Here is a 23,309-nt window from a genome sequence, read left to right as displayed (position 1 = left end):
TGGTTTTAGAGCAATACAATATGAAATATAAAGTGTAAGAGTGATCTAAGCATCGCAAAGCGCCGGGCGTGGGGGCTGTGTGCCTCTGCGTCCGGCGTTCTTTTTCTTTATGCCTGCCCCATCGGGAAGTGTGGCAGTTCTTCCAGCAGTTTCAGAATAAGGTGCTGCTTCATATCTTCGTCAACGGCCAGCACGTCGATCATGGGGGTGTAGTGTTCGATCACTTTATCTTTGGCCCACTTCTCACCAGCGACGGCGGCCTTGATGGTAGCTGTGTCCAGTAACATTTCCTGTTTGGCCATCGTGTCAACTCCTGTCGTTTTTTGTCTTATTCCAGCATACCACAGAACCGGCAGGAAAACCAGCGGCGGAAAGATTTTCCTACGCATTTCAAAGCCCGTTTCGACGGGTATGTGATAAATCATTCTGCCACCCCATCGACCACCGCCGAAAAGCCTTGATTTCCGTAGACTTTTTGCCCCCTAAATGCGTAGACAGGAAGATGTTTTCCTCTCTGTTGTCTTTTTGTAGACATTCTCCTTGTAAACTAAATTAAAACTATAACTTAAAATAGGGAAACTGTGATAAGCGGAGGTTGAATATGCAGGTTTTGATAATAGATAACGATATTGCATATAGAAATGGCGTTAGCATGGCTGCTTCCAATAAACATTGGATACCTGTATCATGTGGAGATATTAGAACAGCAAAGCAGATTATATCCTCTACATTGCCAGATTTGATTATTTCTGATTGTTTATTGTATGGTGAAACTGTGATAGACTTATTAGTATGGATGAAACTGCAAAGGATTGATATTCCTGTTATCGCGGTGTCTGCGGCTGCGGATGAAGCCTTATCCGCAGCCGTGATTAAAAATGGTGCCGACTGTTTCTATGATAAACTGAACTTCACCCTTTCCAAAATATATGAGGTGTTGGAAAAACACCAAAGTTAGAGTTGATTTGCCCGTGGAGGAACGCATGAAAGAAAAGATTTTGGTTGTAGACGATGATAAAAGTATGGTTAATATGATAAAAGATGTTTTAGAGATGGAGGGGTATGCTGTTACGACTGCATTTGACGGAGAGCAAGCTCTAAAACAAGTCCAAAAGCAGTCTGATATAATACTTCTTGATATAAACCTGCCCAAAATGGACGGCATAGAGGTTTGCGAAAAAATCCGTGACTGCGTACATTGCCCTATATTGTTCTTATCCGCCCGTATAGAAGAAAAAGACCGAATTATCGGTTTGAAAGCGGGTGGTGATGATTATATTGTAAAGCCGTTTTCGATTGGCGAATTACTGGCCCGGATCGAAGCTCATTTAAGGCGAGAGGCAAGAATCCAAGGGAAAACAGAATTTCGATATGACAACGATTTGATTATTGATCTGAATAGCCGAAAAGTAAGTTTTGATAATCAGGTCATAGAACTTACAAAGTCTGAATTTGATATAGTGGCGTTATTATCTCGTCATCCCGGACAAGTTTTTGATCGAGAAATGATCTATGAAAAACTATGGGGACTGGATAGGGATGGCGATAATAAAAATGTAACAGAATTGATTCGGAGAATCCGTAACAAGATTAGAGAACATACAGATAGGGAGTTCATTGAAACGGTTTGGGGATGTGGATATAGATGGGCAGCAAAATAAAACGGTCACTTTTTAAGTATTTAATAATATCATTAACAATATCCATCATACTTTCCATCGCAGTTCAGGACGCAGCACAAAATATTTCTGACAATATTCAGCTAAAGTATACGGATTCTTCAAAACTATATGAGTATCAAAACGGATATTCTCAACTTTTTGGTGATGTGCCGCAAATCCCCGATGTCTCCCCGGAAATAATGATACCATCAGATCGTATAGCAAAAGAGCTTTGTGATTTTATTTCAAGCTGGTGCATTTTGTTTTTTACACTTTTCGGTGTCTTTTTATCGCTCACATTATTCTATAAACGCAGGTTGAAAACACCATTTTCAGTATTAAATGAAGCTGCGGATAAAATAAGCAGACAGGATTTGGATTTCAAAATCTCTTATGTCTATGATGATGAATTAGGCCAGATTTGTGCTGCATTTGAAAAAATGCGCGAAAAATTAGCAGAAAACAACAGCTCAATGTGGAACATGATAGACGAACAAAAGCAAATGCGTTCAGCCTTTTCTCATGATTTACGAACACCACTGGCGGTCATGAAAGGTTATGTTGAGTATTTGTTGCGGTACTATCCTAAGCACAGATTATCAGAGGAAAAAGTAATAGAAGTGCTGGGAGAATTGCAGAGCCAAACAGAAAGAATATCCTGTTTTGCTGGCACAATGAAAAACATAAATCGTTTGGATGAAATTATTATAAGCAGAGCGTATGTCAGCCAAGCCGATCTCCTTGCTAAAACAGAAGCAATTTTGACTGTTCTCGCTCAAAAATATGCGAAGCAGTTTGAGGTGCATAGCGAACTGAAAGAACAACAGTTGAATTTGGACATATCTATTTTCCTTGAAGTTCTTGAAAATCTAATTGATAATGCTATGCGTTTTTCGGTTCAGTGTGTTCGTGTGGAGTTTCGCTACTCTCAATCCCTATTGAATGTCTGCGTGCATGACGATGGAAAAGGGTTTCAGCCAGACGAATTAAGTAAAGCGGTCAAGCCTTATTATCATGGCGAAAGCGTAGGAACAGAGCATTATGGCATGGGTCTATACATTTGCAAAATGCTTTGTGAGAAGCATGGAGGATTTCTCCGGGTATATAACTCACCGGGCGGAGGTGCCTGCGTGGAATTTAATATTGCTGCATGAATCGGGCAATAGCGGTAGATTTAAGAAAATCACCGCTATTGTTTTTTTGTAGTTATTTTACCGATATACTTAGGATAAGAAAACGGATAAGGGGGACGATTGCATGAATTGGAGTTTAGTCAAAAAGGATTTTATGCTGCTGCTGAAAAGTCCGCTTACCTATATTGGTGTCCTTTCTATGGTTGTGATTCTGTATATCACCGTATCGCCATACATCAAACTATATGACGATTTTCAGCCAGACGGAGAAACAATGGAATATTCTTACGATGGCAACATTACGGATGGGTATATTCCGACACCGGAAAACGAACGGTGGGAGTATGTATCACAAGAAATGGAAGCCTATCTGGTAAGTGAATGTGAAATGAGCCATGAGGATGCACAAAAGCAAATGGACGAAGTGCTTAGTAAAGGCTGGACAGTGCAAGAAATTAGACAATTTTTCATTGATGAATATGGGATAGTCGGTTTTCAATCTGTATGGAATATGAGTGCCTATAAAAAAGCTGATGCTGGCGAGGTGCAGCAATATTTGGATTCAGTATTTCAGGAAGAATCATATACGAGCTATTTGGGAAGAAAATATGCGGATTATCTCGGAATCACTTCTATACTTTTCACAATATCTGTTTTTGCAATTTTGCTTATGCGCGACATGAGGAAAAGCATTTACAGTTTTATTCATACGAAACCGATCAGCAGCCGGAATTATGTTCTGGGCAAATATATTGCTGGAATCTCAATGGTCTTACTCTTTGTTGTTATACTAACAGCGATTGTCGATGTTGTCGCTGTAAGTGCAGGAAACAGCTATGGATACAAAACAAGCCTTTGGGATATTTGGGCCAATATCATAATGTATGATCTGCCCGGAATTCTACTCACAGGCTGCATTATGCTCTTTATTTCAATTTTGTTCAAGAACGTAATTCCGGCAATTCCGGCAATGCTTTTGTATTTCATTTACGCCAACATCGGTACGCTGAGTTCCGCCGAGGATTACCACTATCAGGTAAAGCCCGGAGCAATATTTATACGCTTTCCTCAGTTGTTTACTGAAACAGAAATACCATCTGGAATTGTAAGCAATCAAATTTTTCTTTTGATTTTAGCTATTGTTCTGCTTATTGCCAGTATTCAGATATGGGAAAGGAGGCGTGATACATGAAGTATGAATTAAAAATAGCACTGCCTATGTATAAGATCATTTATTCTATGCTCTTTATGGTAATTATCATTTTGGTAAGGCCAATTATGTCCTATAACGAGATTGTTTCTGTTCTGGAATCAAGTGTTGCGCTTCTTGCAGGCGTGTTCATGGCTGATATTTATTATATGGAGTATATGAATGAAAGAATCTCCACTTACTCTTTATTCCCTATAAAACAAAAACGTGGTTCGATCCTAAAACGCGCTTTTATTAGCCAACTATATTTAATTGTTTTAGTTGCTGTTTTTTATTGGGGTTTCGTGTTAGTGTATCATCCTACAAACTATTCTGGTGTTCCCGTCATAAGTCTATACGCTTCCTGCATGGGTGCCTGCGCCGCAAGTATGTTTTTTATGGGAACGTTTTGCTTTACCGCTACAAATCTAATGCGGAATATAGGGCTTGCTATCGGCCTGCTGTTCTTCTTTTGGCTGCTTTTGACATCTACGATCATTCGTGTGTTACCAGAAATATTACAGCTATTCAAGCTGTCAGGGGAAGTTGTTCAGGATGGTTATTTAATTCCTTTTTGGCCGAGCAGAATATTATACGTTGTATGTGCAGTTGCTTTAATGTACTGGAATCTACATCTGGTAAATCAGCAGCCGGATTTTAATAAAAAAAGGTGGTGTAAACATGGGAATAAAAGTATGTGATTTAGTAATGGAATACAAAAAGGGTGTGAAAGTCCTAAATCATGTAAACTTGACTATCGAACATGGCATATATGGACTTCTGGGGGAAAATGGAGCCGGAAAAACAACACTGATGAAGATATTGGTTACACTTCTTACTCCCACATCTGGTACGGTTGAAATAAACGGCCTCACTGTTAAGCCGGAAAATTACGAGATCATCAAAAAGCAAATTGGATACTTGCCGCAAGAGTTTGGCCTATATCCCAATCTTACAGTGCGTGAAGCATTGGAGTATGTTGGGATTATGTCTGGCATGGAAAAAGCGGAGTACCAGAAACAAATAGACTATTATTTGGAGGCCACAGGGTTATCTGCACATCAGAAGAAGAAAAATCGGCAGCTCTCCGGTGGAATGAAACGCAGAGTGGGGCTTATCCAAGCTCTCTTACACAATCCATCTGTTTTAATTGTCGATGAACCCACAACAGGGCTTGACCCGGAAGAACGCATCCGAATTAGAAATCTATTGTTTGATTTCTCTGCGGACAGAACAGTTCTTTTTTCAACCCATGTTACGGAGGACTTGGCTGCTACCTGTAATCAACTCGCTGTAATGAAAAAAGGTCACTTTCTCTATTCAGGCAATATGTCTGAACTAATTGAGCAGGCACAAGGTCATGTTTGGAAGTGTAGGGTATCGAATGAAAATAAAGCCAGAGAAGTAGAACAGCGATACCATGTTTCAGCGAAACAACTTACAAGTGATGGATTGTTGATGAAAATAATCAGTTCGTCACATCCTGACATCGAATGTTGGCCCTGCGAAGCATCACTTGAAGATGCCTATATTTATTTATCTAATATAAAAACTTGATGTTATGCCGGACGACGGCAAAGAAAAAAGCCGTCGTACAGCAGCCCTTTTGACACGCCCATACGACCAGCGGCGGCTTTGAGTTATCAAGGCCGCCGCTTTCCTTTGTTCGGCGCAGGATCGGCGGCCCACGGAGGGAGCCGCCATGCTGATATACCCTGTTTTTCAAAAGCATAGCTTGTTAAAAAAAGCCTGTATCCAACAGGGGGCAGCTCCGGCCAACGATATGAACTATACCATGTAAGGAAACTTCATAACGCTTTCATATTCGCCCGGTGGGTCTACGACCTGCCGGGCGAATTTTGTCGATTCCTGCGGTTTTTCGGTGCGGGCCGGAGCTTCCGCAGCAACATAGACACAGGGGGCGACGCAACCGGCCCCGGCTTCTCACTCTCCCGCAGATCGGGGGTGAGAAGATGAAGTACACTCCTGATGGTTATAGAGAACGCTGCCGGTTTGACGCTTTCTGTAAAACTGTTCTCCGCAATGAGGCCAGAACCCACCTGCGGGATTTGGGACGCCAGCGGAACCGAGAAATCGAGTTCAGCGCCTTATCGCAGCAAGAAATGGACAAGCTCTGCACAGTGGACGAATACCCAAGCGACAGCATCCTATTCACAGCCTATGGCTATGCCTTACATATCCATGACGAGCTGGTGGCCGCTGCCTTTGCCAGTCTGCCGGAACAGGAGCAAGGCATTTTGATCCTGCATTGTGTGTTGGGGCTGGCAGACGGAGAGATCGGCAGTCTTGTGGGAATGTCCCGCAGCGCCGTCCAGCGGCACCGCACCAAGGCCCTGAACGAATTGCGGAAACGATTGGAGGAAGAAAGGAGGAAACCGAAATGAAGCAGCCGACTTTCTGTGGGCGGGAGTTGTTGTCCCTGTCTGTGATCGAGGCGGCCCGCGCTGGTGATCCACTGGCCGTGGAGCGCGTCTTGCGGTACTATGAGGGCTACATAAACAAGCTCTGTACCCGGACGCTCTACGATCTGGACGGTACGCCCCATGTGCGGGTGGACGAGTACATGAAGCGCCGATTGCAAAGCAGACTGATCCGGGCCATCCTGAACAGCCCATAAGAAAGCGCCGGACGCGGCGGCCTGTTGGCCCTGCGCCCGGCGCTTTCCTATGGGGGATATTCTACGCATTTCAAAACCCGTTCCGGCGGGTATTGGAGCAATCCTATTGCCGCCCCGTCAATCGCTTGCCAGAAGCCCGCTATGGCGGCCTATTCAGCGGCTTAACTGCGTAGCTTGCAGGTATCTTTTCCGCTGCCTTTCGGCCTCTTGCTTCCGGCGCATCCGCACCGCGCAATCCGGGCAGTATTTGGCCCGGTTGGATTTCGGTGTAAATGCAGCACCGCATACGGCGCACCGCTTCATGCTGTCCCGGCTCTGGATGATCTCGGCATACAGCGCCCCATCCAGCGGGAGAACAGCGGCACGAAACCACCGGCACAGCAGCGAATAGGAAATGCTCTGGACACACACACATTCCTCGCCGTCGTCCAGCAAAAGGCAGTTCCCGTCACAGTAGTTGCAGCACTCATGCGTCAGCTTCCGGGCCTTGCGATATTGAGGGTAATTCATTCTCGGTATGCTCATAGCTCTTGTGCCTGCTCCTTTCCCGGCATCACCCGCAAAATGCTGTCCACATTCTGCTTGATAATGCCGTATTCTTTCAGCTCTCGCTTGACTTCGCCGTACTGTTCGTACAGCCGCGCTTTCTGCTTGTCCAGCTCCCGGTACTCGGCTTTCAGGGCGGCCAGATCGGGCAGCCTTGTGATTCCGGCGTCCTTGATGGCCTTTGCCGCAGCCTCGTACAAAATGAGCTGGCTTTCATGTTCGCGCCGGAACGCGGCCTTGTCTTTGGCCTTGCGGTATTCCAGCACCACGGGCCGGAGCTGCTTGTAGGTGGTGAGGTTCTTTATCAGCACCGCCATGTTCCCAAGACGATGTTCCACATCTTTGAGGGACGCAGCCGCCTCGTCGTTGGCCGCGCTGATCTCCGCGACCTTGCTTTCCAGCTCGGCATATTGCTCTATGCCATGCTCGGTAAGGAAGTTGATTGTCTTTGCGGCCTGCTTCAAATTTTGGAGCTTCGCCCAACGTGCATAGCCCGCGCTCTGCTGGGCCTTGATGTTGTTCTCCAAGTCGATCCGCAGGGTGATACCCTTGCGCTGCCGGTTCGGGCCTCTGTCCACGGCCAGCCCCTTGATCCGGCTGGTGATGGCTTCCTCGGTGTAGTTCTCGCCCAAGGTCTTGCAGCGGGTGAAGCGTTCCTGTCCGGGGGCGCGGAACGAAATAAATTTACCCTGCTTGATCTCATAGCCCTGCGCCGCCATGAGCCGGAGAAAATCGTCAAAGTTTTTGGCCTGCGGGATTACTGCGTCAATGGCAGCTTTCAGTTTGGCTTTCCAGCTCTTACCCTTGCGCCCGGCATCCCATTCCGCATAGCTCTTGCCTTTATCCCGGCTGGGCTGTACCACCGACAAACCGTGTTCCCGGCACAGCCGGTCACTGGTGCGCCGGATATAGGCGTAGCTCTGCCGATTCGAATTGTACTTGCGGTGGTTTACCATATCCACAGCACAGAAAATCAGGTGATTGTGGACGTGGCCCTTGTCGATGTGGGTTGTCAGCACATAGGAGTATTTGCCTTGCAGCACTTCCTCGGCAAGCTGCTTGCCGATCTCATGGGCCTGTACCGGCGTGGCCTCGCCGGGGGCAAAGGATTGGATCAGGTGGTGGGCCAGATTGTTGCCTTTCTGGATCGCCTGCGCCAGCAGCATTTCAAATTCTATGTCCGCTGTTTCATAGGAGCAGCCAAAGGAGGACACCAGCATTTTGTCCTCGGTCTTGTCCGGGTTCTCGATGTAGTCCAACGCCTTTTTCAGCGTTGACTTGATAGGATGTATCTTTGTAACTGCCATATCTTCGCCAGCGCCCCTTTGATGTCCTCAATGTCCTGCGCGTACACAGTCCCGGTACTGTTGATACGCCGGGCAATCTGATTGACATTGACGCCGATCTTTTGCAGCTCCGCGGTCTGCGCCCGGATGTCGCTGGTGTCCATGTGGACGATATACCCGTCAATGAGCATTTTCCGGGCATAGGCGGAAAAGTTCTTCGTGTGGAGCTGGGCCATTTTCTGCTGGATCAAGGCCCGTTCTTCCGGCGTCACAGGGACGCGCAGCACAATGTTTCGTGTTCGGTTTGCCATTCATTCACCGTCCTTTCTGAACAGGGGTTTGGGGCTTTCCCCAACAAGCAACCGGCCACGGCCCGCAGGGACAGGGGCGGGCCGGTTTTCGGAAGTGTGGCTACACTTCCTATGCTTGCTACGTTTCTTCTTCTCCGCTACTAAAACGCTCCCAACACGTCCAACTGCCCGCAAAATGCGGGATTTCTCTGAAAAAAGGGCAAAAAAATAAGAGAGCCTTGCGGCCCTCTGGCAAAACGGAAAACGGAGGATGCTTTCACACATCCCCCGTTTCTTTCGCTGATTGTTCAATTTTCAGCGCCCCGTCGATTGCGCCCTCAATGACTGGCAAATAGTGTTCCGGGCAAAGTTTCAGCTTGTGGCTGACCCGCTGCCGCTGTTCGCTGTCCCCGCGTATGATTTCCGGGTTGAAATACTGCTCCACGGGAAGCCCGCAGACTTTGATAAGCTGGATCACAACCGGGAGGCTGGGGATCGTGCCTTTATTTTCAATATTGGCAAGATAGCGCCATTCAATTCCCACTATTTCGGCCAGCACCTTGCGCGTCAGGTGCTTTGCTTTCCGCGCAGCTTTCACATCTGCGCCGAAAGTTTCAAAGCCGGGGCAATCTTCAACTTTCGCCATATAACATCACCCATCTACATTGTATAGTTCATAGTATCCCGATGGAATGTTGCTATATGCAGGTAGATTAAACTTTATAATTCATATAATTGAATGAATAACATTCATTGACATTTCAGAAAATGGTGCTATACTGATAGATGGAAAGGAGGTCAATGCCATGAATACTGCAAAAGAAAACTCAAAGGCAGCCTTTAACCAACAAGCTGCTACCTATGACAAAGATATTAAGGGCCAGCACGCCCGATCCCTTTATCCTGTCCTGTTGGAAAAGCTGTCGCATATTCCATTCCAATCTGCCCTTGATTTAGGATGCGGAACTGGCGAGATGTTGAAACTTATTTTGCAAGAAGATGTTGGCAAAGAATTATACGGAATTGACTTATCAGAAAAAATGCTTCATGTTGCAAAGTCGAAGCTACCGGAGCAAGTGAAACTGTTGTTGGGAGATAGTGAGGCACTCCCTTTCCCGGACAATACCTTTGATGTCGTGTATTGCAATGATTCGTTTCATCATTATCCAGCTCCGATGAATGTCCTAAGAGAAGTACACCGGGTATTGAAACCCGGCGGCACGTTCCTAATGGGCGATTGTTGGCAGCCACTTGTAGGACGCATCATTATGAATTTCTATATGCGCCACAGCAAAGAGGGGGATGTCAAGATTTACTCCGAAGCAGAAATTGTTTCTATGCTTTCAAAATATTTTCGCAATGTATCGTGGGAGCAGATTGGAAATACTGCGTGTATTGCTATGGGCGAAAAATGATTGATATTCACTCATTGATTTTTTCGTGTGGGGGTGATATGATAAAAGAAAGGAGGCTCAAAACTATGCGAATTACAAAAGAGCCGGAAGTACGCAAGCAGGAAATTTTAGACACTGCCCTCAAATTGTTTGGGGAAAACGGTTATGAAAAAACCTCAATTACAGATATAGCAAAAGCCATCGGTGTGGCACAAGGTTTGTGCTATCGCTATTTTCCGTCCAAAGAGGCTTTATTTGACAGCGCGATTGAACAATATGCCGATGTACTGGTAGAGCAATTTGCAGATGCCGAAACAGACGACCGCAAAACCTTACGTCAGATTATTGAAGAAATGCCTGCCACTATGGAAAAACAGGACACAAAATATTATTCTGTTTTTCACGGAACGGAGAACAGAAAATTTCACGATCAGCTTGCCCTCAAGGTATGTGAGAAGTTGGTGCCACTTGTAGAAAAACTGCTGCAACGTGCCAAACAAAAAGGTGAAATCCATTTCGATGATTTGCAGGCCGCCGCGACATTTTGCGTATATGGGCAGCTTGGTATTCTACTGGCAGACGATCTTACACAAGAAGATAAATCCAAACGGATTCGTGAATTTCTCATATTTGCACTTCACCTTTGAGATGATCCCCCGTTTTGGGACGGGGGATTTTCAAAAAGCAGGAAATGAATAGCTTTCATTCAACTAAGCGTGCCGCAAACAGCGGTGCTTATTTTGGGCTTCAATATGAATGTTGTTCATTCATTATCTATGGAAAGGATAGACTATTTATGCCAACGAAAATTGATTTTATAGGTGGTAACACAAAGCGTTGCCTTATGGCAATGGCGCTGCCGATGATTGCCGCCATGTTCCTTAATATGATGTATAACCTTGTAGACAGTCTGTGGATCGGAAATCTGCTCGGTGAAACGGCCTATGCCGCTTTAACAAATTCTACTCCTATCATTTTAATTTTGACTTCTGTTGCAATGGGAGCAACAAACGGTGTGTCTATTTTGATCTCCCAAGCCATTGGTGCAAAGGATAAGAAAAAGGCCGAAAGTTTGATAGCCACATCGTTCTGCGTAGCAGTGACATTTTCCCTACTTGTCACCATTTTGCTTGAAATTTTTCTTCCGGGAATTTTGAAAGCCTTGAACACTCCTGCCGAAACTTATGATATGGCATACAGCTATTTGGCAATTTATATCCTTGGCTATCTGGCAGTTTACCTCTACTTGTATTTCACTGCGGTTTTGCGTAGCTTTGGTAATTCCATGTTTCAGGCTGTTGCAATGCTGGTATCAACCATTTTGAACGCCGTCTTTGATCCTGTTTTTATTCATTTCATCGGGTTTCATGGTGCCGCGATTGCGACATTGCTTTCACAGATGATTTGCCTGCTGTTTATGCTGACCTATCTGAAAAAGAAAAAGTTATTTACATTCAAAATCTCTGCTTTTAATTGCAGTGATGTCCTGCTGCTGATTCAAAAAGCAATTCCCTCTGTAATTCAGCAAAGTATTCCAGCAATCAGCACAACTTCCCTTACGGCACTCGTTAGTACATATAGTGTAACGGCAATAGCGGCTTATGGGGTAACGGGAAAACTGGAAACTATCCTGTTCTATCCGGCTATGGCTCTGAACATGGTTTTAACTACAATCATCGGCCAATGCGCTGGTGGAGCGCGATATGATCGAGCAAAAGACTATTTGAAATGCGCTTTGGGATATGGGTGTGGCCTGCTTGTGATCCTCTCTGTTCTGGTGGTTGGATTTTCCAAACAGCTTTCCGGCCTGTTCGTCAGGAGCAGCGATGTCGCGGTCATTGTCGGTACATATTTCCTGATTGTCAGCATCGGGTATGTTCTCAACACAGTCACAAACTGTTATTTGGGTGCGCTTAACGGCATGGGAAAACCGTCAATAAGTATGTTCTTGATGATTTTCTATTATATCGTGGTTCGGATGCCTTTGGCCTATTTGCTATCTTATTTGGGATTTGGCCTAAACGGGATTTGGGTTGCGGTACTGGTTAGTCATATAGTAGCCAGTCTTGCAGCTACTATGACGGGGACAGTTCTTATAAGGAAGAAAGGAAACATTAAAGCGTAACGACTTCTTTCGGACATAATATGTTGAAATAGCTGCCGGACGACGGCAAAGAAAAAAAGCCGTCGCCCAGCAGCCCTTTTGACGCGCCCATACGACCAACGGCGGCTTTGAGTAATCAAGGCCGCCGCTTCTCTTTGCCCGGCACAGGATCGGCGGCCCACGGAGGGAGCCGCCATGCTGATATGTCCTGTTTTTCAAAGGCATAGCTTGTTAAAAAAAGCCTATACCCAACAGGGGGCAGCTCCGGCCAACAGTATGAACTATACAATGTAAATAAACTTCATATTGCTTTCATTTTCGCTCGGTGGGTCTACGACCTGTCGGGCGAATTTTGTCATTTCTGCGGTTTCAAATTTGCTCTGGAAGTTTTTCAAAAAAAAGTCCAAAAAGGAGGCGTGCAGCGGGCAGCAAAGGGTATCGCAGGATTAGTAGTAGCGGAAAGGGAGAGAACCACCCAATCCCCCAACAGAAAGGGGGTGAAAATGATGGAAGCTATCCCCCGCGACTATGGACAAGGCCAGTTCGATGCCTTTTGCAAAAAAGTGTTGAAGAATGAGGCACGGGCTTATCTGCGGAATATGAAGCGTCAAAGAGATCGTGAAACGACGTTCAGCGACCTGCCGCAGCATGAGTTGGACAAGCTCTGCACCGTAGACCGCTACCCCAGCGACAGCTTTGTATTTAGCTCTCATGGGTACGATTTACATATCGACAACGAGCTTGTGGCCGACGCTTTTGCCAACCTGCCGCAACAGGAACAAAGCATTTTGATCCTGTACTGCGTACTGGATATGGCAGACGGCGAGATCGCCAGCCTCACAGGGATGTCCCGCAGCGCCGTCCAGCGCCACAGGACAAAGACACTGAAAGAGTTGCGTGTAAAATTGATGGCGCTCATGCCGGAAGGAGGTTGACGCGGATGAAAGAACCTGCCTACAAAGGCAAAGAGCCTTTGCCCCTTTCAGTGTATGTGTCCGCCCGTGCAGGCGATCCCCAAGCCGTAGAACGGTTGCTTCGGTACTATGACAATTACATGAATTGTCTGTGTACCCGGACGCTCTATGACGAGGACGGCTATCCTCATTTGTGTGTGGACGAGTACATGAAACGGTGCTTAGAAATCAGGTTGATCCAAGCTATCGTTAAAGTTTAACGATAACCGCCCGGCTGGATGCAGCGGCTTACCCTTTCCCCGCCAGCAAAAGGTCTGTGGCGTCACAGTTCCTTGACAAAAATGCCCGCAAGATAACGGCGGCGCATCATAGGGCAGCGGACACATTCTGCAACTTCCGCATCGGCGTGGTGCGCCATGACCTCATATCTTATGAGAGAGCGAGAACCACCGGGCCGAGGGCAAGGCAGCTCTTAAACAGCGGAGGTAGCGACAATGATACTCCCTTATAGCTAAACGAAGCTCCGTTTTTTCCGGGGTTTCCAAGTCCGAGCGTTAAAAGCGTCGCAGGCAATAGGTAGGGCCGCGTGAGAACCACGCGGGGGTGAAATTCCCGTGGAGCTGCGCCAACAGCCGTCCGTACTGCCCATTTCGTTTTACACCAATGTAAGCGAAAGGGGGATTACTGTATGAGTACAGTAACAAGTCAGAACCAGACCGCCCCCGTAGTACGTCAGTACGAGATCGGAGGCGTTCGATATATTGTGAAAGCGACCGTCAAAGACGGCGCGAAAGAAACCGCAGTCAAGAAAATCCGTCGGCTGCTTCAAAATGATTTGAGCAAGGCAGCCACTTAAAAATTAAAGATTTTTTCATTTCCTACAAGCAGACGGATGGGGCATGATATGGTATAATATACTTGTATCATGCCTCGTTTTCCGGCTGCGGAATAGGAGGAACTTATGAGCAAACAGCCGGAAATGGTGATTGCACGGAACTCCCGTGCGACACGGAATAACGATACTACTTTGAACCTTGACAATCAAATGTACCAACAGCCAGTCACTTCCTTTCAGCGCGTATCCAACGACGCGCCGTTGAGCGAGGAAACCAAGACGGCCATCCAAAACACGGTGCTGCAATTCTATGTCCACAGCCAGCCGCAGGAGGAAGCCGAGGGCATTACCGCCTGCTATGAGCGTCTTTCCCAAGAAGATAAGCTGGACGGCGAGAGCAACAGTATCAGCAACCAGAAGCGGATTTTGGAAAAGTATTGCCGGGATCACGGCTATACAGCCATCCGCCACTACGACGAGGACGACGGATATTCGGGAACCAACTTCAACCGGCCCGGATTCCAGAGGATGCTTGCCGACATCAAGGCGGGCAAGATCAAGCGCGTTGTCGTTAAGGATATGAGCCGGTTCGGGCGTAACTATCTGCAAGTCGGAATGTATACGGAAATGCTGTTTCCAGAGTACGGCGTCCACTTTATTGCCGTCAATGACGGTGTGGACAGTGTGCGCGGGGACAGCGAATTTACCGCCATCCGCAACGTATTCAATGAAATGTACGCCAAGGACACCAGCAAGAAAATCCGGGCAACGTGGCAATCCAAAGGACGCTCCGGCGAACACCTTACCACTATCCCGCCTTATGGGTACAAGAAAGACCCGGAGAACAAGAAGCGGTGGATCGTGGATGAAGAAGCTGCCGCTGTTGTCCAAAAGATTTTTGCACTGTGCATGGACGGCATGGGGCCGACGCAAATTGCAAAATGGCTCCAAGAAAATAAAGTTCTTTCGCCTGTTGCTTACTGCTACGAAAACGACTTGCCGACAACATCTAAACGGCCAACTGACCCTTATAAATGGGCAACAAAGACGGTAGTACATATTTTGGAACGCCTTGACTATTTGGGCCATACGGTCAACTTCAAAACTTCCAAGCAATCGTTCAAGAGCAAGAAAGTATTATGGAATGATCCGGCGGATTGGGTGATCTTTGAGAACACACAGGAACCTATTATTGAGGAAAGCGTGTTTCTGATCGTCCAGAAAATCCGACAGGGCCGCCGCCGTCCCACTAAGATGGGCGACATGGGTATGTTCTCCGGCCTGCTGTTCTGTGCGGATTGCGGCGGAAAGATGTACTTGTGCAGAGCCAATCACTTCAAACCTGAACAGGAATATTACCTTTGCTCAACTTACCGTAAAGACCGCACTTTATGTTCGACCCACTCTATCCGGCGCGTTGTCCTTGAAGAAATCGTGCTGCGAAACCTGCGGGAAGCCATTCAGTATGTGACGCAGTATGAGGACGACTTTGTGCAGCGGGCCGCAGATCAAAGCCTGCGGGAACGGGATAAGGAGCTGGCACAAAAGAAAGACACTCTGGCGCAATCGCAAAAGCGGATTGCCGAGCTGGATGTTATCATCAAGCGACTGTATGAGGATAACATTTCCGGCAAGCTCTCCGACGAGCGTTTCATCAAACTGTCCCGTGACTATGAGCTGGAACAGACCAACCTTACAAATCTTGTCGAACATCTGCGGCAGGAAGTCAAGGAACAGGAGAAGCAGAAAGTCAACGTCAGACAGTTCATTGCAGCGGTCAGAAAGTACACCGATATGCAGCAGCTTGACGCTTCCATTCTCCGGGAGTTTGTGGATAAAATTTATATCTCCGAGGTTTACACGCCGGACGACAACGAGCCGCGCATTAAGGTCAGAGAAATTGAGATTGTCTATAACTTCATTGGTGCATTTGATTTTGAGGAAGCAAGGGAGCAATCCCAAGCAGCCCAAAAAGAAAAGAAAACCGGCGTAGCCTAAACTACGCCGATTCTCTCACATAAATGTTTTCTTACGGAACCACGCCTTTATATGTATCCTTTTTCGAAGCCTGTGACCAATTCCATAAATACGGGGTAATGTATTATGATAAAGGTCGTTTAACTAACTTTGATACAAAAGCCAGGCTTTATACCAGCACAGTGAATATGAGATTAACCCTTAGACAGCAGATTTTTTCTATTTTATATCATTAACAGATTGGTTCGGAGGTGGAAAAATGGAAGCAACAAAAATGGCGGTGTGCCAGATATTCCGGATTCTGAAGGAGGTATATGGGGAATCGGAACAGGAGTTTACCCAACTGTGGGACAAATGGAATGACGCTTACAAACGATCGGCGGAAAGCACCCAATGGGATAACGAAGTGGACCGGCTTGTTTTGGGAAAGAAGAAAAAGAAAGCTGGTACCCTCCAGCCATTGTCCTGCATTTTTGATGTCTTAAAAGGGGATGCGATGGCGAACGGTAAAATCTATTCCGCCATGACGGAAAACAGCTTCCAATATCCCACCAATCAGGAGGGGCAACCGCACAACTACACCGATAGAAAAACAGAATTTTTAGAAGAGGCAAAGGGGATACCCTGCACCAACGATGGTGTGCTGGCGCTTTATGAACTCTGCCGGAGGCAGTTCTACTATTATCCTTCCGGCTATCCCTACCTTTCGGTGTTTGAGCGCATCCACCTCAGCTGTTGTTTCGCCTGCTGTATGGAACAACCCCTTGTTCCGGAACAGCCTTTTTTGCTGGTTTCCTGTGGGTTTTCCGGTATCCAGGATTTTATCTATACGGTTTCAGGAAAAGATTCCTTGAAAATACTCCGGAGCCGATCGTTTTACGTTGATGTTCTGGTGGAACATTTGATGGATGAATTGCTGGAACAGTTTTCCCTTTTTAGAGCCAATCTGCTCTACAACGGTGGGGGAAATGGATATTTGTTGCTCCCCAACTCTCCTGACGCAGAGGAAAAGATTTCGAATCTGTTCAGCGATGTGAACAACTGGCTGCTGGAACAGCTGGGAGGTTCCCTCTATGCCAATTATAGCTGCGTCCCCTGCTCTGCTGAACAACTGGTGGACAAGGAAAAATGGCAGAATGTTTTTAAGGAGTTATCGGAACAATCCATCCAGAAAAAATACCAGCGTTACACTGGCGAGCAGTTGGAAAAGCTCAACCAACAACAGAATAAAGACAATCGGCGGGAATGCAGGATTTGCCACACTAGCAGTACATTAAACCAGGACGGAGTTTGTGAGAACTGCCAGGAGTTCCAGGAAATTTCCAGCGAGTTAATGAGTTCGGATAACTTGATTGTAATCACCAATCACCAAGAAGATCCGTGTCAACCAACAGATCATGAAAAAAATAAGTTCCTGCGCCTGCCGGCAGCCGATGGGAACACGAAGTTTTTATATATGCTTTCCGACAGACACAGCCTTTTCACCCAGCAGGGAAAAAACGTTCGGGTTTACCATCCCAATCCGAAAAAGCCAGTTGATGTAGGACAAATCCCCATTTATCTGGGAAACTATTTTTATCAGGAGAAAGAAAAAGATCCAATGCCCACCTTTGAGAAGCTAGCGGGATTATCTCAGGGGATTTCCCGGATTGGAGTATTGCGCGCCGACGTGGACTCGTTGGGCAAGACTTTTGAGAAAATTGGAGATGACGTCGCACAGGATGGCAGCTGCCGCCTGCGATGGACCAACGAACTTTCCCGGCAACTGACCCTCTTTTTCAAACATCATGTCAACTGTATTTTGCGTGGTGAATTTGGCGAGCTTACCAAAGAAAATGGGGAGCCGTATCTGCCATTTTCGCTATCCAAAACACCGGAAAACGGCAACCGAAAACTTGTGGTGGTTTATTCCGGTGGGGACGATATGTTTCTGGCGGGCGCATGGGACCAGATCATCGAAGCCGCAGTGGATTTATACCAATGTTTGAAAAGATACACCGATGGCGCCCTCACTTTTTCCGCCGGGATTGGGATTTTCCCGTTTAAATACCCGCTACAGGCTATGGCGTCCGAAACTGGTATGCTGGAAAGTGCCGCCAAAAAACTGGAACACAAAAACGGGGTTGCCCTATTTGGAATGGATACCAGGCAGGCTGGCAATCCAGAGGACGAAACTGCGACAAAATTCCAGCTTTACTGCCAAGCAACCTACCACTGGGAGGAATTTATAAATATCGTTGTTATGGAAAAATTGCGGGCAATCCAGAATTATTTTTCCAAAATGGAACCATCGGAACAAGGAAGCGGGAATAGCTTTTTATTCAACCTATATGAACATATCAGCCGTTTGGAGCAAAATCTAGACGAGCCAATTCGGATTGCAAGGGCAGCCTATCTGCTGGCAAGGATGTCCCCTCAAAAATCCGGAAAAAATGATGCCGCCAAACAAAAGGCTTACCAGGAATTTTCCGCCAATATGCTGAACTGGATCAAAAATTCAGCCGATCGGAAACAGCTATTGACCGCCATGCGGCTTTTTATCTACCTGAACCGTGAAAAAACCAAGGAGGAATAAACATGGAAAAAACATATAGTGCTAAGCCGAATAAGAAAAATTCACGTAACATCAATGACATCGAAATATATGAAGTTGATTTTTCGAAGCATCAAGATAACCAATTTTATATCAATCATGCAGAAGAAAGGATTATTAAAACCAGTGAACATATCAACGATAATAAAAAGATACACTCAAAAAAACCAGCTAGTGCTTCCTTGGATTTTAAAGAGCTTACTACAACTCAAATGCGCAATATCTATAACAGGTTTATTCCTATCTATCATCAGGTTTTATCCACCCCAAGTAAGGATGACCAGCTTCCAGAAGGAATAAAAGAAAAATTAGGCATGTTCCGATATCAACTGGTGTACCAATGTGGCCGGATTGATGATGTAAATATATTTTGCAAAGTATGCGGTGTTTTAAACGGATTAGATCATATCAACAACAGCAAAAAGAATTTTATGCATTACATGCACTATATGGAAGCGCTGGTGGCTTACCATTATTACTACACCAACAAAAAGGACAAATAAGGAGGGGCTTGCCATGTATGGAAAATTAAAAATCACCGGAACCATCCAGGTAGTTACTGGTTTACATATTGGGGGTTCGACTGAATTCGCCGCTATTGGGGCGGTGAACTCCCCTGTCATCCGTGATCCGCTCACCCATCTCCCCATCATTCCAGGAAGTAGTATCAAGGGGAAATTAAGGTCGCTTCTGGCACGGAACTACGTGAATGAACTTTCTGATTTAGAAAAAAACCATGACAACGATCCACCTGAAGTAATCCGTCTGTTTGGAACATCCGCCAGCAACAATAATGTCAAGGGACAATCAGACAACGCACAAAGCAGCACCGATAAAACCAGCCAGGAATTGACCGTTTCCCGCCTGCAATTTTTTGATTGCTTTTTGAGCAATTGGAAAGATTTAATTAACCTGCCTGGTACGGATGATGTGACCGAAGTGAAAACTGAAAACACCATCACAAGGCTCACTGGAACTGCAAAACCCCGCTCGATTGAACGGGTAATACCGCAAGCGGAATTTGCGTTTCAATGTGTTTACGATATTTATGGGGACACCGAAGATAAAATCCGAACAGATTTTGAGGTCCTGGCGGAGGGGCTGGGTTTATTGCAGCTGGATTACCTGGGCGGAAACGGAACCCGTGGCTATGGGAGAATCCGTTTTATCGGGTTAAACGTGGAGAATCCAATTCCATCACAGAATTTTTCGGATGGCAATTTTGTATTGGAATTAAGTAATATTTTAAAAAACGCGGTTGGAGAAAAGAACGGGCAAGATGAGGGGGATAACGATAAAAACAAATCGGAAGCTTCTTCTGTCAAGGGTTAGGATGTGAGCCTATGGATCAAAGAAAATTGATATATGCCGCCTACCGGTTAAAGTTCTTAACACCGGTACATATTAGGCCGGACAATGGGCAAAACCCTTTGCATTCTTCTGGGACATCCCTCCATTCGGATACCTTCTTTTCCGCCCTCTGTGTGGAGGCTTCCCACCAGTCTGACCAGGCGGTGGAAAGTCTAATCGAAAATGCGGAACAGAACCATATCCTCCTTTCTGACCTGTTCCCCTACCGGAACGATGAATTGTTCCTGCCAAAGCCGATGATTTTGGATTTGCTGCAAAAAATGGAGAACGACCGTGACAACCGTAAGCGGCTGAAACGCCTCCCCTATATTCCCCTTTCCCTTTGGGAACGCTACCTGCAATTCGACCAGATGGAGGATTTTCTGGATGAATGCGAGGGAATCGTGTCAAACATCGCTTTCCCCGACCAGCGGCAGCGGGTTCAGGTTTCCTGTCAATCGGAAGAGGATTCGGAACCTTATTTTGTCCAGGCAACCCGTTTTCACCAAGGCTGCGGCTTATATTGCGTGATGGGGTTTGCGGATGGAGAGATAAAGAAACAGGTAGAAGCCTATCTGGAACTGTTGGGCTGGACGGGGATCGGCGGAAAACGCAGCTCCGGCTGGGGGAAATTTCAGTTTACCCCTATGCCGTTGCCAGAGAAGCTGGAAAAAATGGTGCGGACGGAAAACGCCAAACAATGGGTTACCTTGAATACCAGCCTTCCCTCCAATTACAAAGTGGCGGAAACAGGATACTACACCGTGTGCCGCCGGGGTGGATTTGTACACCAGCAGGACTATAAAAAACAGACGGTGTACGCTTTTAGCCCAGGTTCCAGTTTTTCTGACAAGTTTGAAGGGGTTGTGAAAAATGTCGCGCCATCCGATAAACAGCCCGCTTACCGGATGTTAAAACCATTGTTTTTGGGGGTGGAGGTATGACAGAAAAAGCAAAAGAGCCATATATCAAACGAAAAGAATTGGTTTTAACCACCAAAGCCCCTTTGTTTATTGGAGATGGGGAGAAATTGACCAAAAAGGAATTTGTATTGATTCCGAAAACCAAACAGGTCTACATGATGGACCCTGTTTCGTTTTTCCGGTGGTTGGACAGGAATAATTTGGTGAAGGCTTACGAGGAATTTGCCCAGGACGTTAAACAAAAACGGCTGTATGAGGATTTTTTCCAAAAGCATCTATATCAAGGAGAAACTAACCAGCAAAAGAAGATCCAGCAAGAGCTGGATCAGCTGGATGGATATTCGGTGTCGGCGGGTAACTGCTTTGTTGGTAAGGATTCCAAACAAGATCCCCTGCGGGAAATCCACACCTGTATCAAAGACGCTTACGGCAACCCGTATGTTCCGGGAAGCAGTATCAAAGGGGCGCTACGGACAGCTATCCTGGCAAAAATGCTATCTGGGAAAGGGGAAGCTATCTTTCTTGATAAAGAAAAAGAAGCAAAAGGGCAACAAAAAGAAAAAATGAAGCATTGGAGCCAAAAATCGTATCAGGAAATTTCTTCTATTTCCCAGAAGATAGAAAACAATTCGCTTAACCTCCTAAATTTAGATAACGAAGAGGAAGAATCGACTGATTCCAACAATGCGCTCACTTCTATTTTAAGGGGAATTTCGATTTCGGACAGCATTCCAATTCCAAAGGAAAATCTAATTATCTGCCCGAAAATCGATTATGTGGCACAACGAAAAAATCAAAATTCATCTACAGATGAAATCCATTTCAGATACAACCGTATTCCAATTATGCGGGAGTGTATCAAACCGGAAACGGAAATTCATTTCCAGATTGCTTTGAATGATGACTATTTAGATGATAATTTAAAAGATACTAAAATTAATTTTGATTATTTGGAAGAGGCAATCCAAGCGTTCTATGAACTGCAAAACAACTGGTTTGTCCGGCGATTTAGGGGCTGGGAAAATTATGGAAAGGAAAACGATTGCCGCCTGTATTTGGGCGGCGGGGCTGGATTTCATTCCAAAACCCTGTTGCAGGCGATTTACCATGGGGACGCTGCAAAATATACTTCTACTATTTTACAAAAGCTGTTTGAGGAACATCAGCATTGTGAGGATTATAAAAAACCAGGGATATCCCCCCGTGCGTTGAAAATCACAAAATATGATAACACCAATTTTTTAATGGGAGAATGCGAGGTGGAGTTTCGTTGATTGTCCAGATGAAATTGAGCCTTCGGGATGAGAGGGGAAAACGCCTTTTATCGGAATACGCTTACGGAATTTACAGCGATTTGCTCGCCTGCATCCCAGAGGAATACGTGGATTTCTTGCACGAGCCATCCGAAAGCCGTCCGTTGTGCCACTATCTGCTTCCCAACAGGGAGGACGCTGGCAAAGGGGAATTTTTCCTGACCCTGTTTGACGGGGAACTGGTTTCCGTTTTTGCTCCAGCTGTCCTTGCCACGGAAGAATTTTCCCTGCACAAATACCATTGCCGTTTGATGGTGGAACAGGCAAGCCGGAAAACCATCCGGTTTGACCAGATTGCCCAGGCATGTTTTGGACAGGATAAAACGCCGGTCTCGTATGTGGTGCGGTTCCTTTCCCCTACGGTGTTCCGCACCCAGGACCAGTATGCCCTCTACCCCACAGCGGAACTGATTTTGAAAAGTGCTATGAACCGGTTCCATCTGTTGGACTGCGGGCTGGATGTGGTGGACGGGGACGCGCTGGAACAGCTGGTGCAGCGGGCAAGGATAACCGATTACAGCCTGCGTAGCCGGAGGTACTCGATCAAGGATACCACCGTGTATGGTTTTTCCGGCTGGGTTCGGTTAACGGTGCGGGGTCCGTTGCCGTTGCGGCAATTGTTCCGGCTGTTGCTATCCGCCTTGCCTTATACCGGAGTGGGCGGCAAAACTGCCCTGGGAATGGGCGGCTGCTCGGTGGAGGAGTTTTGACGGAAACCAGTTGCAATCCCCAGTAAACCGGATTATAATGGAAAGAGATAGCAGAAAATTGCCATCCAAGTCAGTGGGATGTGAATCATTCCATACTTGTGCGAACCGGAAGTAATCATGGGAATCCGTTGGTTTCGCACTAGGCGGAATTGCTGGACTTGTGGGGTTTTTTCTGAAAAACCCATCTGTGGAATAAACATAAAAAAACAGGTTCGCACAATAGCGTGCGCAATCACTTGAAAATACTGGATGCGTTTGACCCGCCGTTACAATACACACCCGCTAGGGTACGGCAACTACGTTTTGTTACTAGTAAGTTACTAGTCAAGCAAGTTACAATACACACCCGTAAGGGTATAGATGCAGGGGGGTGTTTTGGGATGGGATTGCACTGTCCAAAGAGTGGGGCTCCTGCTAGTGCTTTTTATAACCACTCGAAAAAGACACCCGTCA

Annotated in this window: 26 protein-coding genes; 21 read left to right on the top strand and 5 right to left on the bottom strand. The window is 46.2% G+C overall.

What is annotated here, in order from left to right; all coding sequences use genetic code 11:
- Positions 1 to 107 precede the first annotated feature (107 nt).
- Complete coding sequence (locus tag BQ2683_RS13915) at positions 108 to 425, bottom strand: helix-turn-helix domain-containing protein (protein ID WP_235843907.1); 318 nt, start codon at positions 423 to 425, stop codon at positions 108 to 110.
- 176 nt (positions 426 to 601) lie between these two features.
- Here BQ2683_RS13915 and BQ2683_RS08675 point away from each other — a divergent pair, with 176 nt between their 5' ends.
- The 8 genes from BQ2683_RS08675 (at position 602) to BQ2683_RS08640 (ending at position 6,621) form a co-directional block, all read left to right on the top strand.
- Positions 602 to 958 carry a response regulator gene (locus tag BQ2683_RS08675; RefSeq protein WP_069988602.1) on the top strand — a complete coding sequence of 119 codons (357 nt, stop codon included), beginning with the start codon at positions 602 to 604 and terminating at the stop codon, positions 956 to 958.
- A 25-nt stretch (positions 959 to 983) separates the two neighbouring features.
- Positions 984 to 1,661 (top strand): response regulator transcription factor, encoded by a 678-nt coding sequence (locus BQ2683_RS08670; RefSeq protein ID WP_069988601.1) that lies wholly within the window; start codon positions 984 to 986, stop codon positions 1,659 to 1,661.
- Positions 1,646 to 2,815 (top strand): HAMP domain-containing sensor histidine kinase, encoded by a 1,170-nt coding sequence (locus BQ2683_RS08665; RefSeq protein ID WP_069988600.1) that lies wholly within the window; start codon positions 1,646 to 1,648, stop codon positions 2,813 to 2,815. The genes BQ2683_RS08670 and BQ2683_RS08665 overlap by 16 nt, the downstream gene beginning before the upstream one ends.
- Positions 2,816 to 2,918: 103 nt before the next feature.
- Complete coding sequence (locus BQ2683_RS08660; protein WP_069988599.1) at positions 2,919 to 3,986, top strand: ABC transporter permease; 1,068 nt, start codon at positions 2,919 to 2,921, stop codon at positions 3,984 to 3,986.
- On the top strand, positions 3,983 to 4,684 hold the full coding sequence (locus BQ2683_RS08655; RefSeq protein WP_069988598.1) for a hypothetical protein: 702 nt from the start codon (positions 3,983 to 3,985) through the stop codon (positions 4,682 to 4,684). The genes BQ2683_RS08660 and BQ2683_RS08655 overlap by 4 nt, the downstream gene beginning before the upstream one ends.
- Entirely contained in the window at positions 4,665 to 5,540 is an 876-nt protein-coding gene (locus BQ2683_RS08650) for an ABC transporter ATP-binding protein (protein ID WP_069988597.1), read from the top strand. The genes BQ2683_RS08655 and BQ2683_RS08650 overlap by 20 nt, the downstream gene beginning before the upstream one ends.
- Positions 5,541 to 5,956: 416 nt before the next feature.
- Complete coding sequence (locus BQ2683_RS08645) at positions 5,957 to 6,388, top strand: RNA polymerase sigma factor (protein ID WP_069988596.1); 432 nt, start codon at positions 5,957 to 5,959, stop codon at positions 6,386 to 6,388.
- On the top strand, positions 6,385 to 6,621 hold the full coding sequence (locus tag BQ2683_RS08640; RefSeq protein WP_069988595.1) for a helix-turn-helix domain-containing protein: 237 nt from the start codon (positions 6,385 to 6,387) through the stop codon (positions 6,619 to 6,621). The genes BQ2683_RS08645 and BQ2683_RS08640 overlap by 4 nt, the downstream gene beginning before the upstream one ends.
- A gap of 153 nt (positions 6,622 to 6,774) precedes the next feature.
- On the opposite strand, the gene BQ2683_RS08635 is transcribed toward BQ2683_RS08640, so the two are convergent.
- The 4 genes from BQ2683_RS08635 to BQ2683_RS08615 form a co-directional block, all read right to left on the bottom strand.
- Positions 6,775 to 7,146, bottom strand: a complete 372-nt coding sequence (locus BQ2683_RS08635; RefSeq protein ID WP_069988594.1) for a cysteine-rich VLP domain-containing protein — start codon at positions 7,144 to 7,146, stop codon at positions 6,775 to 6,777.
- On the bottom strand, positions 7,143 to 8,474 hold the full coding sequence (locus tag BQ2683_RS08630) for a relaxase/mobilization nuclease domain-containing protein (protein WP_069988593.1): 1,332 nt from the start codon (positions 8,472 to 8,474) through the stop codon (positions 7,143 to 7,145). The genes BQ2683_RS08635 and BQ2683_RS08630 overlap by 4 nt, the downstream gene beginning before the upstream one ends.
- On the bottom strand, positions 8,435 to 8,764 hold the full coding sequence (locus tag BQ2683_RS08625) for a plasmid mobilization protein (RefSeq protein WP_069988592.1): 330 nt from the start codon (positions 8,762 to 8,764) through the stop codon (positions 8,435 to 8,437). The genes BQ2683_RS08630 and BQ2683_RS08625 overlap by 40 nt, the downstream gene beginning before the upstream one ends.
- Positions 8,765 to 9,020: 256 nt before the next feature.
- Entirely contained in the window at positions 9,021 to 9,389 is a 369-nt protein-coding gene (locus BQ2683_RS08615) for a helix-turn-helix domain-containing protein (RefSeq protein ID WP_069988590.1), read from the bottom strand.
- 160 nt (positions 9,390 to 9,549) lie between these two features.
- Here BQ2683_RS08615 and BQ2683_RS08610 point away from each other — a divergent pair, with 160 nt between their 5' ends.
- The 13 genes from BQ2683_RS08610 (at position 9,550) to cas6 (ending at position 22,856) form a co-directional block, all read left to right on the top strand.
- Entirely contained in the window at positions 9,550 to 10,158 is a 609-nt protein-coding gene (locus BQ2683_RS08610) for a class I SAM-dependent methyltransferase (RefSeq protein WP_069988589.1), read from the top strand.
- Positions 10,159 to 10,223: 65 nt separating this feature from the next.
- Positions 10,224 to 10,784 carry a TetR/AcrR family transcriptional regulator gene (locus BQ2683_RS08605; RefSeq protein ID WP_069988588.1) on the top strand — a complete coding sequence of 187 codons (561 nt, stop codon included), beginning with the start codon at positions 10,224 to 10,226 and terminating at the stop codon, positions 10,782 to 10,784.
- Between the two features lie 149 nt (positions 10,785 to 10,933).
- Positions 10,934 to 12,262, top strand: coding sequence for an MATE family efflux transporter (locus BQ2683_RS08600; RefSeq protein WP_069988587.1), 1,329 nt, complete (start codon positions 10,934 to 10,936; stop codon positions 12,260 to 12,262).
- A 485-nt stretch (positions 12,263 to 12,747) separates the two neighbouring features.
- A complete protein-coding gene (locus tag BQ2683_RS08595) occupies positions 12,748 to 13,176 on the top strand; it encodes a sigma-70 family RNA polymerase sigma factor (protein WP_069989503.1) in 429 nt (142 codons plus the stop codon).
- A gap of 5 nt (positions 13,177 to 13,181) precedes the next feature.
- Positions 13,182 to 13,415 (top strand): helix-turn-helix domain-containing protein, encoded by a 234-nt coding sequence (locus BQ2683_RS08590; RefSeq protein WP_069988586.1) that lies wholly within the window; start codon positions 13,182 to 13,184, stop codon positions 13,413 to 13,415.
- A gap of 428 nt (positions 13,416 to 13,843) precedes the next feature.
- Entirely contained in the window at positions 13,844 to 14,011 is a 168-nt protein-coding gene (locus BQ2683_RS13060; protein WP_083256431.1) for a transposon-encoded TnpW family protein, read from the top strand.
- Positions 14,012 to 14,116: 105 nt separating this feature from the next.
- Positions 14,117 to 15,988, top strand: a complete 1,872-nt coding sequence (locus BQ2683_RS08585; protein ID WP_235843906.1) for a recombinase family protein — start codon at positions 14,117 to 14,119, stop codon at positions 15,986 to 15,988.
- 238 nt (positions 15,989 to 16,226) lie between these two features.
- Positions 16,227 to 18,542 carry a type III-A CRISPR-associated protein Cas10/Csm1 gene (cas10, locus tag BQ2683_RS08580; RefSeq protein WP_069988585.1) on the top strand — a complete coding sequence of 772 codons (2,316 nt, stop codon included), beginning with the start codon at positions 16,227 to 16,229 and terminating at the stop codon, positions 18,540 to 18,542.
- A gap of 2 nt (positions 18,543 to 18,544) precedes the next feature.
- Positions 18,545 to 19,063 carry a type III-A CRISPR-associated protein Csm2 gene (gene csm2, locus BQ2683_RS08575; protein ID WP_069988584.1) on the top strand — a complete coding sequence of 173 codons (519 nt, stop codon included), beginning with the start codon at positions 18,545 to 18,547 and terminating at the stop codon, positions 19,061 to 19,063.
- 13 nt (positions 19,064 to 19,076) lie between these two features.
- The gene (csm3, locus tag BQ2683_RS08570; protein WP_069988583.1) at positions 19,077 to 19,892 is read left to right on the top strand and encodes a type III-A CRISPR-associated RAMP protein Csm3; all 816 of its coding nucleotides are present in this window, start codon (positions 19,077 to 19,079) and stop codon (positions 19,890 to 19,892) included.
- Between the two features lie 11 nt (positions 19,893 to 19,903).
- On the top strand, positions 19,904 to 20,854 hold the full coding sequence (csm4, locus tag BQ2683_RS08565; protein ID WP_069988582.1) for a type III-A CRISPR-associated RAMP protein Csm4: 951 nt from the start codon (positions 19,904 to 19,906) through the stop codon (positions 20,852 to 20,854).
- Positions 20,851 to 22,107 carry a type III-A CRISPR-associated RAMP protein Csm5 gene (gene csm5 / locus BQ2683_RS08560; protein ID WP_069988581.1) on the top strand — a complete coding sequence of 419 codons (1,257 nt, stop codon included), beginning with the start codon at positions 20,851 to 20,853 and terminating at the stop codon, positions 22,105 to 22,107. The genes csm4 and csm5 overlap by 4 nt, the downstream gene beginning before the upstream one ends.
- Positions 22,104 to 22,856 carry a CRISPR system precrRNA processing endoribonuclease RAMP protein Cas6 gene (gene cas6 / locus BQ2683_RS08555; RefSeq protein WP_069988580.1) on the top strand — a complete coding sequence of 251 codons (753 nt, stop codon included), beginning with the start codon at positions 22,104 to 22,106 and terminating at the stop codon, positions 22,854 to 22,856. The genes csm5 and cas6 overlap by 4 nt, the downstream gene beginning before the upstream one ends.
- Positions 22,857 to 23,309 lie beyond the last annotated feature (453 nt).

The sequence above is a fragment of the Massilioclostridium coli genome, assembly GCF_900095865.1.
Taxonomy (GTDB): Bacteria; Bacillota; Clostridia; order Oscillospirales; family Ruminococcaceae; genus Massilioclostridium; species Massilioclostridium facile.
This window is presented reverse-complemented; position numbering and strand designations above follow the sequence as displayed.

Bases quoted from the DNA above. Each gene is read 5' to 3' on its own strand.
- BQ2683_RS08625 (WP_069988592.1), bottom strand. From the start codon at position 8,764: ATGGCAAACCGAACACGAAACATTGTGCTGCGCGTCCCTGTGACGCCG.
- BQ2683_RS13915 (WP_235843907.1), bottom strand. From the start codon at position 425: ATGATTTATCACATACCCGTCGAAACGGGCTTTGAAATGCGTAGGAAA.
- BQ2683_RS08605 (WP_069988588.1), top strand. From the start codon at position 10,224: ATGCGAATTACAAAAGAGCCGGAAGTACGCAAGCAGGAAATTTTAGAC.
- BQ2683_RS08585 (WP_235843906.1), top strand. From the start codon at position 14,117: ATGAGCAAACAGCCGGAAATGGTGATTGCACGGAACTCCCGTGCGACA.
- BQ2683_RS08615 (WP_069988590.1), bottom strand. From the start codon at position 9,389: ATGGCGAAAGTTGAAGATTGCCCCGGCTTTGAAACTTTCGGCGCAGAT.
- csm4 (WP_069988582.1), top strand. From the start codon at position 19,904: ATGGATCAAAGAAAATTGATATATGCCGCCTACCGGTTAAAGTTCTTA.
- BQ2683_RS13060 (WP_083256431.1), top strand. From the start codon at position 13,844: ATGAGTACAGTAACAAGTCAGAACCAGACCGCCCCCGTAGTACGTCAG.
- BQ2683_RS08655 (WP_069988598.1), top strand. From the start codon at position 3,983: ATGAAGTATGAATTAAAAATAGCACTGCCTATGTATAAGATCATTTAT.
- cas10 (WP_069988585.1), top strand. From the start codon at position 16,227: ATGGAAGCAACAAAAATGGCGGTGTGCCAGATATTCCGGATTCTGAAG.
- BQ2683_RS08590 (WP_069988586.1), top strand. From the start codon at position 13,182: ATGAAAGAACCTGCCTACAAAGGCAAAGAGCCTTTGCCCCTTTCAGTG.
- BQ2683_RS08665 (WP_069988600.1), top strand. From the start codon at position 1,646: ATGGGCAGCAAAATAAAACGGTCACTTTTTAAGTATTTAATAATATCA.
- BQ2683_RS08610 (WP_069988589.1), top strand. From the start codon at position 9,550: ATGAATACTGCAAAAGAAAACTCAAAGGCAGCCTTTAACCAACAAGCT.
- BQ2683_RS08640 (WP_069988595.1), top strand. From the start codon at position 6,385: ATGAAGCAGCCGACTTTCTGTGGGCGGGAGTTGTTGTCCCTGTCTGTG.
- csm3 (WP_069988583.1), top strand. From the start codon at position 19,077: ATGTATGGAAAATTAAAAATCACCGGAACCATCCAGGTAGTTACTGGT.
- BQ2683_RS08595 (WP_069989503.1), top strand. From the start codon at position 12,748: ATGGAAGCTATCCCCCGCGACTATGGACAAGGCCAGTTCGATGCCTTT.
- csm2 (WP_069988584.1), top strand. From the start codon at position 18,545: ATGGAAAAAACATATAGTGCTAAGCCGAATAAGAAAAATTCACGTAAC.
- BQ2683_RS08600 (WP_069988587.1), top strand. From the start codon at position 10,934: ATGCCAACGAAAATTGATTTTATAGGTGGTAACACAAAGCGTTGCCTT.
- BQ2683_RS08635 (WP_069988594.1), bottom strand. From the start codon at position 7,146: ATGAGCATACCGAGAATGAATTACCCTCAATATCGCAAGGCCCGGAAG.
- BQ2683_RS08670 (WP_069988601.1), top strand. From the start codon at position 984: ATGAAAGAAAAGATTTTGGTTGTAGACGATGATAAAAGTATGGTTAAT.
- BQ2683_RS08630 (WP_069988593.1), bottom strand. From the start codon at position 8,474: ATGGCAGTTACAAAGATACATCCTATCAAGTCAACGCTGAAAAAGGCG.
- BQ2683_RS08660 (WP_069988599.1), top strand. From the start codon at position 2,919: ATGAATTGGAGTTTAGTCAAAAAGGATTTTATGCTGCTGCTGAAAAGT.
- BQ2683_RS08645 (WP_069988596.1), top strand. From the start codon at position 5,957: ATGAAGTACACTCCTGATGGTTATAGAGAACGCTGCCGGTTTGACGCT.
- BQ2683_RS08650 (WP_069988597.1), top strand. From the start codon at position 4,665: ATGGGAATAAAAGTATGTGATTTAGTAATGGAATACAAAAAGGGTGTG.
- csm5 (WP_069988581.1), top strand. From the start codon at position 20,851: ATGACAGAAAAAGCAAAAGAGCCATATATCAAACGAAAAGAATTGGTT.
- BQ2683_RS08675 (WP_069988602.1), top strand. From the start codon at position 602: ATGCAGGTTTTGATAATAGATAACGATATTGCATATAGAAATGGCGTT.